Below are 14169 nucleotides of genomic sequence, written 5' to 3' on the forward strand. Positions count from 1 at the left end.
GCAGCTGTCGAGCGCCAGCGAGGCTGCGTGCTTTTGATCTTGATCTGCGGGCCCCGTCAACCACGATGGCCGCAAGTAGGCACGGTGGAGCGGGTAAATCGGCAAGGATGCCGATTTAGCCGCGCCGGGCCATGGATGGCCCGTCGCGGCGACCCGCGCAAGCGTGCCGGAGTGCGGGCATGCCGAGCCTAGGCGAGGCACCGAGTGGTGGGGCAAAGCGTTTTTTGGTTACTTTTTTAGGCGTTTGTAAAAAAGTGACCCGCTGTAAGAGCGGAACCATAAGCCGCCGTTACCTAAATAACGGATATGCCCCCTCAAACCACTACCGCGCAAGCACCATGGCAAAATACCCAAACACCGTGAGCAAAATGCCCGACACCGCATACGCCACAGGAAAACCGATCCAGGGCACGCTGCTGTCGATTTCCTTGGCGGCCTCACGTGCCGGCCCGGAGTGGCTGCGCGCGCCCGCCACGCCGCCCATGAGGATTGCCGGGTTGATCTTGAACACATGAAACCCCACCGCCCAGACGATAAACGGCGGAACGGTGCAGGCGACAAAGCCGAGTACAAAGATCTTCAACGCGATGATCGGGCTGATTTGTGAAACCAGGTTGGCGCCAGCGTTCACTCCCACAATGGCGACAAAGAAAATCAGCCCCATGTCTTCAAGAATGTTGCGGGCGGCGTTGGGTGTATTACCAAAAAAGCGCACGCGCGACACCAGCGACGAGACGATAATCCCCGACACCAACAAGCCGCCCGCGTTACCCAGACCCACCGCCGCACCGAACGCCGGCACTTGGATCAGACCGATCAGCAACCCCAACACCATGCCCAGTGACAGCGTCAGCAAATCGGTCGCGGTACTTGGCCGCCCTGCCTTGCCGAGTAACGCCGTGGCTTTGTCGATGGCGGTACGCAAGCCGATCAGGTGCATCACATCCAGGCGTTGCAGGCGTGTTTCCAGCCCCAGGGGAATGGGCGCGCCGCCGCGTTCGATGCCCACCAGCTGCACCTGTCCGGCAATCGATGACTGGCTGAACTGCTTGAGCTGCTTGCCGATCGCATCACGGTGGGTCACCAGAATCACCGCCTCATCCAACGGGATGTTGAGCGCCCGGGCGTCCGGCACTTCCGGCCCGATCAGGCCCATGTGATCGGTCAGCGCATCGAGGCTGCCCCCCAGGGCAATGATATCGCCCAGCTGCAGCACCAGTGCGGGGTCGGCGCCAAGCAACTGATCGCCGCGCTCGACATTCTCAATCTGGTACAGCGCAAATTGCTGGCGGAACTGCGCGATGGTCTGCCCCACCCATTCACTGTTCACCAATCGGTACGCACGCAAGTCGAAAGGCCGATAGCCACTGAGCCCGGCGTCATCGACATTGGGCACGCCGTGTTCGACTTCATACGCCTTGGCTGCCGTGCGTGCATCCACCCCCCACCAGCGCGGCAGGTATTTGCAGATCAGGATGATGCCGACCGTGCCCCAGATGTAGGTGATGCCATAGGACAACGCGATCATGGCCGTCGCGGCGGCAACCGTAGTGCCCGGCGGCAGCGGGACGACGCCGGAGGTGAGGGCTTGCTCCGCCGAGCCGATGGCCGCGGACATGGTCTGTGAACCAGCAAGAATACCGCCAGCGGCGCCCACCGGCAGTGACAAGAGCTTCACACCCAGCACCACGATGCCCAAGCCGAGGAACGACGACAGTATCGCCAGAAAGGTGAATTTCAGCCCATCGCCCTTGAGGCTATTAATAAACGAGGGCCCCACGCGCAGCCCGACGCCGTACATGAACAGGTAATAAAACAGGCTTTTGGTGAAGTTATCGAGTTCGAAATGCACGCCGTAGTAAGACGCCCAGGTCGCAATGGCGCAACCGATGACGATGGCCCCGGCCACCGCCCCCAAGCCATACCCCTTGATGGTGCCGCGCCCGACCCAGACGGACAGGCCGACCACCAGGAACAGCAGAATATAGGGGTTGTCGTGCAGAAAACTGAAAATGGCAGTCACGATGATTCGCACCCGGCAAGGCAAACACTTAAGGCACCGGGCCTCAAGGCCCGGTGAGCGTGAGGTGTGTCAGGCCAGGTTAGGGGTGTCTGCCGGGATCACGGGGTCGGCGATTGCGCCGTGGCTGAAACTCGGCCCGGCGTCGGAATTGGCCACCGGGTTTTTCTGCAGATACTCGATAGCCTTGCGCAAGTCATCAAGCAACAGCGCCACCAGGTCGCGGCTCACGCCATGGCGGACCAGAATGCGTTGCACCACGATGTTCTGGCGGTCTGAAGGCAGTGGGTAGGACGCGATCTGCCACCCGCGCATGCGCACGCGCTCGGACAGGTCATACAGGCTGAAGCCATGGTCGATGCCGTCCTTGAGCTTGTAGCAGACCGCCGGCAGCCCGTCTTTGCCGTCATACACCAATTCCAGCGGGGCAAACTTGCCGATTTGCGCGGCCAGCCACTGCGCCGTGTCGGAGCAGGCTTGTTGAATACGCGTGTAGCCGTCGCGCCCCAGCCGCAGGAAGTTGTAGTACTGGGCAATGATCTCACCGCCCGGCCGGCTGAAATTCAGCGCGAAGGTAGCCATGTTGCCGCCCAGATAGTCCACGTAGAAGATCAATTCTTCCGGCAGATCTTCGGTCGAGCGCCAAATCACCCAGCCCACGCCAAGCGGCGCCAGCCCGTATTTGTGGCCCGAGGCGTTGATCGACTTGACCCGTTCGATCACAAAATCCCATTGCAGCGTTTGCTGGATGAACGGGGCGATAAACCCGCCACTGGCCGCATCAACATGTATCGGAATGTCCAGGCCGAGGTCGCGCTGCATCGCGTCCAGCTCGGCGGCCAGCGCGGCCACGGGTTCATAGATACCGGTGAAAGTCACGCCCAAGGTCGCAACCACGCCGATGGTGTTCTCGTCGCAATATTCCCGCAGGTCGGCCGGCAGCAGGCCCAAGGCATCACCGCGCAAGGGCACTTCACGAATTTCCACGTCGAAATAGCGGGCGAATTTTTTCCAGCAGATCTGCACCGGCCCGCACACAAAGTTCGGTTTGTCAGTCGGCAGGCCCGCGGCTTCGCGGCGTTTTTTCCAGCTCCACTTCAGGGCCAGGCCGCCAAGCATGGCTGCTTCGCTGGACCCTGTGGTCGAACAGCCCACGGTTTGCCAGGATTTGGGCGCGTGCCAGAGGTCGGCAATGATGTGCACACAGCGGTTTTCAATCTCGGCGGTTTGCGGGTACTCGTCCTTGTCGATCATGTTTTTGTCGAGGGCGTCGGCCATCAACTGCTTCACTTCGGGCTCGACCCACGTGGTGCAGAAGGTCGCCAGGTTCTGGCGCGAGTTACCGTCCAGCAACAGCTCATCACGCACCAGGTTGTAGGCTGCCGACGGCGTGGTCGAGTGGTTCGGCAAACGGTACTTGGGCAAGGTGTGCTGGGACGAACCGCTCGAATACACGTCTTCGATGGCTTGGTCTTGGGTTTCTACGGTTTTGTGAAGTGCCATGAAATCCTGCTCTTGAATGAGGGAAATGGCGTAGACGTTGATCGCGACAAGTGCCGATCAGGCTGCGTCAGGAGACAAGCGATGGAACGGTTGCGCCGACTATCACACAAACGCGAGCGACGGAAAGTGACCTGGGTCATTGAAGCTGCGGGTAACGGCTTGCACAGGCCACGCAGCGTTCCAATGACCTATTGGCTCACCGCTTCGTTCAATATCAAGCTGCGGTAATGCCCGGGGTTGGACCCGGACCACTTGCGAAACGCCTTGTAGAACGAACTGGTGTCGGCGAACCCCAAGCGCCCGGCGATTTCGGCGAAGCTGACCTGTGGCTCTGCCAGCCAGACAATTGCCAGCTCCTTGCGCACGCTGTCTTTGAGCCCCTGATAGGTCTGGCCTTCATCCGCCAGGCGGCGACGCAGGGTCGACGCCGAAATACACAAGTTGGCCGCCAAGCCCTCGGTTTCCGGCCAGGTATCGGCGGGCATCTGGCGTAGATCGTGCTTGATCCGCGTGGCCAGGCTATCCGGGTCGCGGTACTTGACCAATATGTTGGCCGGCGCATGGGCAAGAAAGCGCTTGAGTTCTTCCGGGCTGCGCTTGATCGGCAGGTCCAGGCAGTCTGCAGAAAAGATCATGCGCGTGCGCGGCCGATCAAAACGCAGGTTGTCAGAGAACATCACCCGGTAATCGTCGTAAAAGTCCGGCTGCGCACAGCGCAGCTCAATCGCAAGGATCGGGATGCGCCGGCCGGCCAGCCAACAGGCGACGCCGTGCACAATCATCCAATAGGTGAAGTAGGTAAACGCGCGTTTGGGCGCAGGTTCCGCCAACACGATTTCCGCCAGGCTCTGTTGGTGCACCAACTGCGCGGGCATTTGCTCAAGCATCAGGGACAGAAACCCCAGGCCGGTTTGCAGGGCCGCGCCCAGATTGGGTTGCGCCATGGCGGCGTGGCACAGGAACGCCAGGCTGCCGGACTTGAGCTTGCGCGGGTCCATCCCAAAAAATTCATCATCCGTGCGCCGCGCCAGCAACCGCCACAAGCGCGCGTAAGCGGTGGCCGGCACGCGGGCACCGGGCTGCTCGAGCCAGGCCGGATCAATCCCGACCTTGCTCAACGCTTCAACCGTCGCCGCCCCCGGCGCGCAGCTCTGCAACAGGGCTTCGCGCACGAGGTGGATGGAAATGCTGTCTTTTTCCGACATGGGAAATGGGCTTATCGGCTGTACATGAAGATGGGGTGCATCATAAGGGCGGTTGCGATTCGCCACCACCGTTCAGCCGCAGTTCAGCAAAGCGCAACATTCCCTGTTTAGTAATGAGTATCATTATGTTACAAATTAGCATCCTATCCAGTCATGATGCGGTGCCGAATGCTCGTTCCCTTTCTAATCATGCTGCGCGAAGGCATTGAAGCAGCATTGATCGTTGGCATCATAGCCAGTTACCTGCAACAAACCGGCCGCGGCCAGTGGATGCCCGCAGTATGGATCGGCGTGTTCCTCGCCGCTGCCCTGGCCCTGCTGGTAGGCGGCGGTCTGGAGCTGGTCAGCGCCGAATTCCCGCAAAAACAACAGGAATTGTTCGAAGGTGTGGTCGGCCTGGTGGCCGTCGGCATTCTCAGCTCGATGGTGTTCTGGATGCGCAAAGTAGCGCGCTCCATCAAGCATTCCCTGCATGAATCCCTGGACAACGCGCTGGCCGGCTCCAAGCATCAGGTGATCGCGCTGATCGCCATGGTGTTTTTCGCCGTGGCCCGTGAAGGCCTGGAGACGGTGTTCTTCCTGCTCGCGGTGTTCCAGCAGAGCGAAGGCCCGGGCGCGCCGATTGGCGCCCTGCTCGGCCTGATCCTGGCGATCGTCGTCGGTTTCCTGATCTACACCGGCAGCATGCGCTTGAACCTGGGTGCGTTCTTTCGCTGGACCGGCTTGTTCATCCTGGTGGTTGCCGCCGGCATCCTCGCCAACTCGGTACAAGCCCTGCACGAAGCCGGGGTGTGGAACCACCTGCAAACCGTCTTGTTCGATTTCAGCGCGACACTGCCGATGGATGGCCCATTGGGCTCGGTGCTGGCCGGGATGTTCGGCTATCAGGATGCACCGACCATCAGCACCCTGGGCGCGTATCTGATTTACCTGGTGGTGGCGCTGGTGATGTTCTTCCTGCCATCCGCCCCACCCAAGCCTGTCGCTAACACCTCTTCCGTTTCCAGCCAGTAAGGACCGTCTCTTGTCCAACCCAACCCCTCAACCGGCTCTGCCTTCCCGCGCCCTGCGCTGGGCGGTGGCCGGCTCGGTGGTCGTGATGATCGGCGCCGGTGCGCTGTTCTATTACGCCTCGCAATTGGCCGCCGCCAAACGTCAGACCAACCACAATGAAATCGCAGTGACCATCCATGGTCACGCCTGCGAACCCAACGCGTTGACTGTGCCCGCCGGGCACGCGAGCTTTCGCATCATCAACCGCTCCGACCGCGCGGTGGAGTGGGAAATCCTCGACGGCGTGCTGGTGATCGAGGAGCGCGAAAATATCGCCCCCGGCCTGAGCCAGGTGATCAACGCCAACCTGCTGCCCGGCGACTATGCAATCACCTGCGGGCTGTTGAGCAACCCGCGCGGCACGTTGCACGTGACGCCGACGGCTGAGTCCGACGCCCAGGCCAAGGCCAAGCCGTCGATGGTGGCGTTTATCGGCCCGCTGTCGGAGTTCCGCGTGTACCTGAGCGGCCAGGGCAGTGCGCTGGTCAAGGCCGTTACGGCGCTGTCGCAGGCCATTGAAGCCGGCGACCTGGCTCAGGCGCAGGCGCTCTACGTGCCGGCCCGTGAGGCCTACCAGCGCCTGGCGCCGGCTTCGCAACGCCTGGCCGAGCTGGATAACGCCATCAACGCACGCGCCGACTACTTTGAAAAACGCGAGCAAGACCCGGCGTTCAGCGGCTTCCATCGCCTCGAATACAGCCTGTTCCAGCAGCACAGCCTGGAGGGCCTGGCCCCGATCGCGCAACGCCTGGTCGCCGACGTCACCACGCTCAAGCAACAACTGCTGGCCCAATCGCTGCCGCCGGAACAACTGGTGAGCATTGTGGTGCGCAACCTCAACAGCCTGGCGGATGTACGCGCCGCCAGCGGTGAAGAGGAACGCTACAGCCACATCGACCTGAATGGCTTTGCCGCCAACCTGGAGGCCGCCCACAAGGTGGTCGAGCTGATGCGCCCGCTGCTGACCAAATCCGCAGCTGACCTGCTGCCGACAATCGACGGCGCCCTCGCCGCCTTCGATACCGAGCTCAATGCGTTGAAAGTCGACGGCCAGTACAGCCGCTACGACAGCGTCACCGCCGATCAGCGCAAGCAGATCGCCGACAAGGCCAAGGCTCTGGCCGTTGCACTCGATGGAATCGACCCCGCCCTTGGCCTTTCCGGCCTGCAGTGAAGACGACCTACTACATGAGTGATTCAGAACAGTTTTCCGCGCAACGTCGCCGTGTCCTGTTGGGCATGGCGGCCACCGGCGCCGCGATTGCCGGCAGCAGCTTGAGCTGCCCGGCCATGGCGGCTGCGGCGGCCGAGCAAGTCACCACGGCACCGCGCAGTGACAAGACGCAGGACCACCACGATTTTTTCGGCAAGCACCAGAGCGGCATCGTCACCCCACGCCCGGCGTGCGGCATGCTGGTGGCATTCGACGTACTGGCCACTGATCGCGAAGACCTGGAGCGTCTGTTTCGCACCTTGAACGAGCGCATCAGCTTCCTGATGACTGGCGGCACCGTGCCGCAGGTCGACCCGAAACTGCCGCCTACCGATTCCGGCATTCTGGGCCCGGTGGTCACGCCGGATAACCTGACCATCACCGTGTCCGTCGGCGAGTCGCTGTTCGATGAGCGCTTCGGCCTCACCGCCGTCAAACCCAAGCGCCTGAGCCGCATGGTCGGCTTCCCCAACGACGCATTGGAGCCGGCGCAGTGCCACGGCGACCTGAGCCTGCAGTTCAGCTCAAACACCCCGGACACCAATATCCACGCCCTGCGCGACATCGTCAAAAACCTGCCGGACCTGTTGCTGGTGCGCTGGAAACAGGAAGGCAGCGTGCCGCCGCAGGCGCCAGCCAAACCCGGCGAGCCTGCGCAGAGCGCGCGCAATTTTCTCGGTTTCCGTGACGGTTCGGCCAACCCGAACTCCAACGACGACAAGGCCATGGACCAGATTGTCTGGGTGCAGCCCGGCAGCGACGAACCCGCCTGGGCCGCCAACGGCAGCTACCAGGCCGTGCGCATCATCCGCAATTTCGTCGAGCGCTGGGACCGTACCCCGCTGCAAGAGCAGGAAAGCATTATCGGGCGCATCAAACCCACCGGCGCGCCCATGGATGGCGACAAGGAAACCCAGGTTCCCGACTACAGCAAGGACCCGGAAGGCAAGCTGACCAAGCTCGATGCTCACATCCGCCTGGCCAACCCGCGCACCCCGCAGACTCAGGCCAACCTGATCCTGCGTCGGCCGTTCAACTACTCCAACGGCGTCAATAAAAACGGTCATCTGGACATGGGGCTGTTGTTCATCTGCTACCAGGCTGACCTGGAGAAAGGCTTTATCAGCGTGCAAACCCGGCTCAACGGCGAGCCTCTGGAGGAGTACCTCAAGCCAGTCGGCGGCGGGTATTTCTTCACCTTGCCAGGGGTCACCGGGCCTGCGGATTTCATCGGGCGCACGCTGCTCGCTGCAACGCACCCTCAAACCACTGCCAACACCTAAAACAAACCAGAGCGGAAAAACGTCCCATGAAGAAGTCGACTATCGCGTTGTCGTTGTTAATGACCCTCTCGCCGCTGGCAGCATTCGCCGCTACCGCGCCTCTGGACCTGGTAGGCCCGGTGTCGGACTACAAGATCTACGTCACCGAAGAAATCGGTGAGCTGGTCACCCAGACCAAGGCGTTCACTGACGCTATCAATAAAGGCGACCTGGCCACCGCCCAGAAGCTCTACGCCCCGACCCGTGTTCACTACGAGTCCATCGAGCCGATCGCCGAGCTGTTCAGCGACCTCGACGCCTCGATTGACTCGCGCGTTGACGACCACGAAAAAGGCGTGACCGCCGAAGACTTCACCGGCTTCCACCGCATCGAGTACGTGCTGTTCTCCGAGAAGAGCACCAAAGGCCTCGAAGCGCTGACCGCCAAACTCAACACTGACGTCAACGACCTGAAAACCCGGGTTGACGGCCTGACCTTCCCACCTGAGAAAGTGGTCGGCGGTGCTGCTGCCCTGCTGGAAGAAGTGGCTGCCACCAAGATCTCCGGTGAGGAAGACCGTTACAGCCACACTGACCTGTATGACTTCCAGGGCAACATCGACGGCGCGAAGAAAATCGTCGACCTGTTCCGTGGTCAGCTCGAGAAGCAAGACAAGGTCTTCCTGACCAAAGTCGACAAGAACTTCGCTGCCGTAGACAAAATCCTGGCCAAGTACAAAACCAAGGATGGCGGCTTTGAAACCTACGACAAAGTGAAGGAAAACGACCGCAAGGCCCTGGTAGGCCCGGTCAACACCTTGGCTGAAGACCTGTCGACCCTGCGCGGCAAGCTCGGCCTGAACTGATAAAAAACCCCAGGCCCTGCACTTGAGCCAGTGCAGGGCCTGGGGCCTATTCAGCGTAGCGTCGGGTTTGCCCTCTTAGACGGCCAATGGGGTTGTCGATTTGAAGTCTGGCAGCGGCGTGGCATCCGCCCTCCCCGTTTTTGGATTGATCGCATACCAGAAGCCATTGACCCTGGACGCGACCACGGCGACGCCCTGGCTGGTTCCAGCCACGCCCGTCGGCGCAGGCGCGGGTGCAGGATCCCACCCGCCCGCCAACCAGTAAGCCCTCAACTTCTCCTCAACGGTGAGCAAGTGTGGCGCGGCCTTGCCCAGCATCGAAGCACTGGGAGCCAGATGCGACAGTTTGAACAGGCCCTTGATAGCGGCATTTACCAATTGCGCATACCCGTCCGCCGGATTCATCACCGCACTGGAGAACAACGCCGATTCCTTGACGAAATTGAAGGCCCTGTCGCCAAAGCTCGCCACCGGCTTTGTCCAGGCAATTTTGGGCCTGGCCGGCGCCACAGTGCTGCCCAGCCGGCGAACCAGACCGCCTACCGGGTTGGGCGTGAGCGTCTTGGCCGTGCGCAGCAATGAGCGGGCCTGGCCTCCCGCGCCGATAACCAGCCCGCCCACGTCCAACGACAAGGCAAACAGGCCCTTGCCGATATTCCCGTCCGCAAACTCCTGATAAGCCCCCACGAACGGCACAAGCCCCTTCAAGATGGCCTTGTCACGACCCAGGACTTCCCGCTTCTTTTCCAGCGGCAGTGTGCCCTCGGCCCGTTGCAGCAGCGCGTCGTCGCTTTCATATAAATTACGCTCGGCAATCAGCGTCACGATGCGTTGCGTCTTCGCCGATGCAAAGGTGTCCGTGATGACACTTCCCACTGCACCACCGGCCGCGGGCGTGTCGCCGACAATCGGATTGCCGATGCTTTCAACGATGACTCTGGATGAGACATTCGGCCGGGGCACGGTGCCTTTCAAGTAGGCGTCAAAGTCCACATTCAGCTCGAAACCTGCGGTGAAGGCGGTCGTGTAGATCCCGCTCAATCCCAAGGGATTGGGCTTGCCGGCAAGCACATCGCCCAGCCGCAGGTTATTGGGGAGGTCGGTGCGCTTGGTGATCCTGCCATTGGCAAACACTTCGAAGTAACACACCGCCTTGCCCAGTTCGACCCTCATCAATGTCCCTTGCCGCCCCCGGACCGCCTCTTTATCCGCATCGGTCTGCTTGACCGGAGGCAGCCCCGTCTCCCCTCGCACGGTGAACAACCTGACCACGCTTTCGGGGTTGTTCAGAAGCTGACGATCGGGCAGCGGGAGCTTGGCAAACATGAGTTTGAGCTGGGTTGCGTAAGCTTTTTTGAGCGTCGCGGTGTGCGCATCGACTGCGGTTTTCAGCAGGGCCTTCAAATCGGGCAGCCTGCGAATTCGTTCATCAAGTTCGGCGCGTTTGTCGGCGGGCGCCTCGACGTCCAGGTTGAGTTGATAGGGGCTGGATCGGGGCCGGACCAACCTTTGCGGCATGTCGCTTCTGAGTACCCACTTGCCAGGTATCAGGTCGCCGGTCATGTACGTTTCTACAAGCGAGCGTGTACGCGGTTCGGAAATGGGCAGGTTGCGTCGGGCGCTGACACCGGCAATCAATACCTTCATGCCCTCCAGCTGGCTGGGCGTGCTTGGCGCAAACACCTTGAGCAACTCCCGGAGTGCAATCGCCTTGCGCGCCGGTACCTCTGCCACGGCGTTCATTGCATCGTTGACCTCCTGGCGCTGTCTGAAGAACGCCTGGCTGGCTTTGTTGATCGCCGACCGCGGGTGTTCTCCTCCAGCGGCTGCGGGAATCACACCATTGAGCACCGCCCAATCCAGCAAAATCTTCATGGCGCCCAATTGCATCAAGGTGGCCTGTGCTTCGCTGGTAGGGGCCAGCGCAGCCAGATCGCTGATGTGTGCCTCGTTCATCATGCGGCTGGTCCCTGGCGCCTTGAGCTCCGCCATCTCGCACCCCAGGCGCAGTTCCATCCAGGCAGGCGTGCCGATCCGTATTTCCTTGGGCACCTCCTGGACGAGAAACTCGGGCGCCACCCGAGCCAGACGGATCTGGGCCGCCAACACCGCAAGTTTTGGCTCAAGCCCTCGTTCAAGCTGCAGGTGTTTCTCCAGGTCCCGACGTACCGCAGTCAACGTGCGGCCCATATTGCCCGGTTGGTAAAGGCTATAGCCGCCAATGTAGCCCGGCGCTGCAGGGCCATCCGGCTCTGCGTGCAAGGTGAGCGCGGCCACGGCCAACTGTTGGCGAACCGTCTGGGGCGTTGGCGATTCCCGCCACTTCAGAACATAAGCCAGGTCATCACCAAAGTTCAGCGCATCGGAGCTGCCGAGAAATTTTTCCAGGTGTTCAGCCGGATGCTGTTGCAGCGCCTCAAGAGTGGTCTGACCAAGGTAATTGAAACGGCTCACGGCCGAGCCACTCAGACGCTCGCCAGCCTGGGCCTTAAGGATGGCTTTGTCGCTCGGGGTCAATTGGCCGGGGCACCACGGGGCCTGCAAAAGCCCGGAGTAATCACCGAGCGCCGGCGCGGGCGGCAAGGCGCTGCGCAGCCACCGCACCATGTTGCGCGTCTCGCCAGCGGTCCGGGGTGAGCCCAATCCCTTGTGGTCCAGCATCTGGCGGATGTCGTAATAAGGCACCGAGTACAGGGCGTTTCCACGCGACTGGCTCATGTTGACCAAGTGGCGCAGTTCAAGGTCGATGCCGCGCTCGCCAGTGAGGCGGCTGCTCAGGTCTATCCACTTCCCCTGCGGGAGCCGGTGTTCGAATTTGCCTTCGGAAACCCGGAACGGCTGCCCTGGCCAAAACAGGCCCTGGCGTTGCAGAGGCGTGCGCACGGCAGGCAACTCGGTGAACCTCTGCAGGCTCGCCCGCGCCGCATGATCGCCCATCACCATCGGTGAGCTCGCCGACGGTAGCACCGGCTCTTCTGACCAGTCCCACGGCGTATCGTCAGGCGCGTTCTTGACCTGGTTTTCCAGATAGTCGGCCAGGTAGGCACGTTCATCCAGGTCACCGATCGCTTGTCGCACGCCCTCCACGCGCGTGCTGATGAGCCGATACTGGTCGGCGGGCATCACCAGCCCGGTGGTCTGCAGCTGCGTCATCAACCGCTCCCGGTCCCCAGTCCAGACCGGCTCGGGCAAACCGTAAGCCTGCAGGACAACGGAAGTGGGCACCCACGACTCACCCTCCGCCAAGTAATAAATACGCTTGTCGGCCGGGTCCAGCACCTCCCTGATCAAGCGCAGCTTCGCGCTGACTTGCCACCATCCGGAATCGTCCGCGGTGCTGAATGTAACCGCGGTGCGCACGCCGTCGCGGTTGATGAAACCGCTGATACTGTCCTTGTGCAGCCTGAGCCCCTGGGTTTCCAACCCCTTGCTTTTGAACCAGGACTGCAGCTCCGGCTGGGCCAGGACGTGCCGGTAAACGTCCAACGCCGCCGCCATGGACGTCCCCTGCGGGACCTCGACAATGGAATAACCCGTGTGCATCGAGCTGAGCAGGTCGTTACCAAACGCGGCGTCAACAGACACACGGTCCGGGTTTTCGGGGCGTGAGGAAGGCAGAGTCCAGTGGGGAGGCGATGGTGGCAGGTTGTTGCTCAGGCCGGTGATGGCCGAGTAAATGTGCGCAAGCGTACTGGGTGACCCCAGCCCGGAAAACGCCAGGAACTGACGCGCATCATAAACAGGCTGCGAGTACAGGGTGTTGCCAATCGGCCCGGTCATCTCGACGAGTTGCTTGAAGTCGCCCTCAAGGGCACGGATAGCGGCTTTTTCGGCCGGGCTGCCGCCTGCGACGACCTTGCTGATCTCATCCTGCAGCATACGGCCCAACGAAAACCATTGAGTATCACGCTGGCGTATCTCCAGGTCGCCCTCAAAAACCCGGTAGATGTTATCGCCGCCGCCAAAGCCGATCTTCTCGATAAATGTCTTGAACGCTGGCGACGCCAGCCATGCGATAAAGCGTTCGCGAGGCAGCCGGCTGTTTTGCGCCAATGTCGACTCAGGCTGAACCATTGCAGGCTGGTCGCCCAGGTTGAGTGTGCCCTCCTCCTTCGCGTCCCTGATCAGGTTCTGCAGTTGAGACGCCAGGTTCACCCGTGCGTCAATGTCAGCGTTTTTTTGCTGAAGTTCACCGAACTGCTGGCGCCAGAACAGGCGTTTTTCGTCGGTTATCGCGGGCCAGCCCGCGCTCTTGAGCAGCTCGCCCAACGGCTGTCTTTCTTTGTCGGAATGGGGGGGTTCTACGCCGTAGAAATGAAAAACCGCGTCCAAATCACGGAACGACGCTTTTTTCCTGCCGGGCAGCAATACCCCGAAAGGGTCAGGCGACAACTTGTCGGCCGCCTCGGTCACTTTCGCCCCGACCTCGCCCCAGCCTGATCCGTCTGCAGCGGTAAACCTGCGCCTGACCTTTACACCGTTGACCGACAGGGTGCCTTCCACGCCATCACTGAAAACACGCACCGTGGCCACGTCCACGCCATTGGCCTTGAACCAGGCCTGCACCTGTGGCGCCCATGCGGCATTGCTGAGCGCGTCAATAAATGGCCGGATCGAGGCGTTACGCGCAAAGGGCTGGTCTTTGATGTCGCCAGTCATCAACCAGTGAATGAGGGTTTGTTGCAGTTTTTCATCCGCCCTGCGTGCGTCGACGTCCTGCGGAAAGCTTCTGCCTGCACGCTCAGCTTCGGCCGAGTGGCCAGTACTTGCCGATGAGTTTTCGCGCTTGTAGCGCAGTGCGGCCTGTTCAAACCTGGCTTGTGTCAGTTGCCCGTCCAACCGGCGTGGCGCGCCTGCCAATGACGCATGTTCAGCGTTGCGGGAACTGTCCTGAGGGGTGGGCGCGGCCGGGGAAGCACGCGGTTCAGTTGCACCGTGTAGGCCTGATGGGACAAATGAAGGCGTGGGCGTACGAATCAAGGAAATGGTCAACATTTCAAGCTCTCTTCACGTTTGACCGCAAGAGTTCTAGTCCTTAAGAACCGTC

8 protein-coding genes are annotated in these 14169 nt (G+C 61.3%); 4 read left to right on the forward strand and 4 right to left on the reverse strand.

Annotated elements, in window-relative coordinates:
- Positions 1-322 precede the first annotated feature (322 nt).
- The 3 genes from AACV02_RS14895 to AACV02_RS14905 all read right to left on the reverse strand — a co-directional run bounded on the left by AACV02_RS14895 (position 323) and on the right by AACV02_RS14905 (position 4728).
- Positions 323-2023: an aspartate:alanine exchanger family transporter gene (locus tag AACV02_RS14895; RefSeq protein ID WP_119740844.1), complete on the reverse strand. Its 1701-nt coding sequence runs from the start codon at positions 2021-2023 to the stop codon at positions 323-325.
- Between the two features lie 69 nt (positions 2024-2092).
- A complete protein-coding gene (locus AACV02_RS14900) occupies positions 2093-3523 on the reverse strand; it encodes a glutamate decarboxylase (protein ID WP_106578072.1) in 1431 nt (476 codons plus the stop codon).
- Between the two features lie 188 nt (positions 3524-3711).
- Positions 3712-4728 (reverse strand): AraC family transcriptional regulator, encoded by a 1017-nt coding sequence (locus tag AACV02_RS14905; RefSeq protein WP_119740660.1) that lies wholly within the window; start codon positions 4726-4728, stop codon positions 3712-3714.
- 168 nt (positions 4729-4896) lie between these two features.
- Here AACV02_RS14905 and efeU point away from each other — a divergent pair, with 168 nt between their 5' ends.
- From efeU to efeO (AACV02_RS14925), 4 genes are read left to right on the forward strand one after another with little or no spacing between them, the layout of a single operon-like run.
- A complete protein-coding gene (efeU, locus tag AACV02_RS14910; protein ID WP_119740663.1) occupies positions 4897-5742 on the forward strand; it encodes an iron uptake transporter permease EfeU in 846 nt (281 codons plus the stop codon).
- A gap of 10 nt (positions 5743-5752) precedes the next feature.
- Positions 5753-6955, forward strand: coding sequence for an iron uptake system protein EfeO (efeO, locus tag AACV02_RS14915; protein WP_119740665.1), 1203 nt, complete (start codon positions 5753-5755; stop codon positions 6953-6955).
- 14 nt (positions 6956-6969) lie between these two features.
- The gene (gene efeB / locus AACV02_RS14920; protein WP_119740846.1) at positions 6970-8277 is read left to right on the forward strand and encodes an iron uptake transporter deferrochelatase/peroxidase subunit; all 1308 of its coding nucleotides are present in this window, start codon (positions 6970-6972) and stop codon (positions 8275-8277) included.
- A gap of 26 nt (positions 8278-8303) precedes the next feature.
- Entirely contained in the window at positions 8304-9122 is an 819-nt protein-coding gene (gene efeO, locus AACV02_RS14925; RefSeq protein ID WP_119740667.1) for an iron uptake system protein EfeO, read from the forward strand.
- 75 nt (positions 9123-9197) lie between these two features.
- Here the strand turns inward: efeO (AACV02_RS14925) and AACV02_RS14930 are convergent, their stop codons facing one another.
- Positions 9198-14117, reverse strand: a complete 4920-nt coding sequence (locus AACV02_RS14930; protein WP_157986842.1) for a hypothetical protein — start codon at positions 14115-14117, stop codon at positions 9198-9200.
- Positions 14118-14169 lie beyond the last annotated feature (52 nt).

Origin of the sequence: Pseudomonas sp. Larv2_ips, from assembly GCF_963879675.1 — a bacterium.
GTDB lineage: Bacteria > Pseudomonadota > Gammaproteobacteria > Pseudomonadales > Pseudomonadaceae > Aquipseudomonas.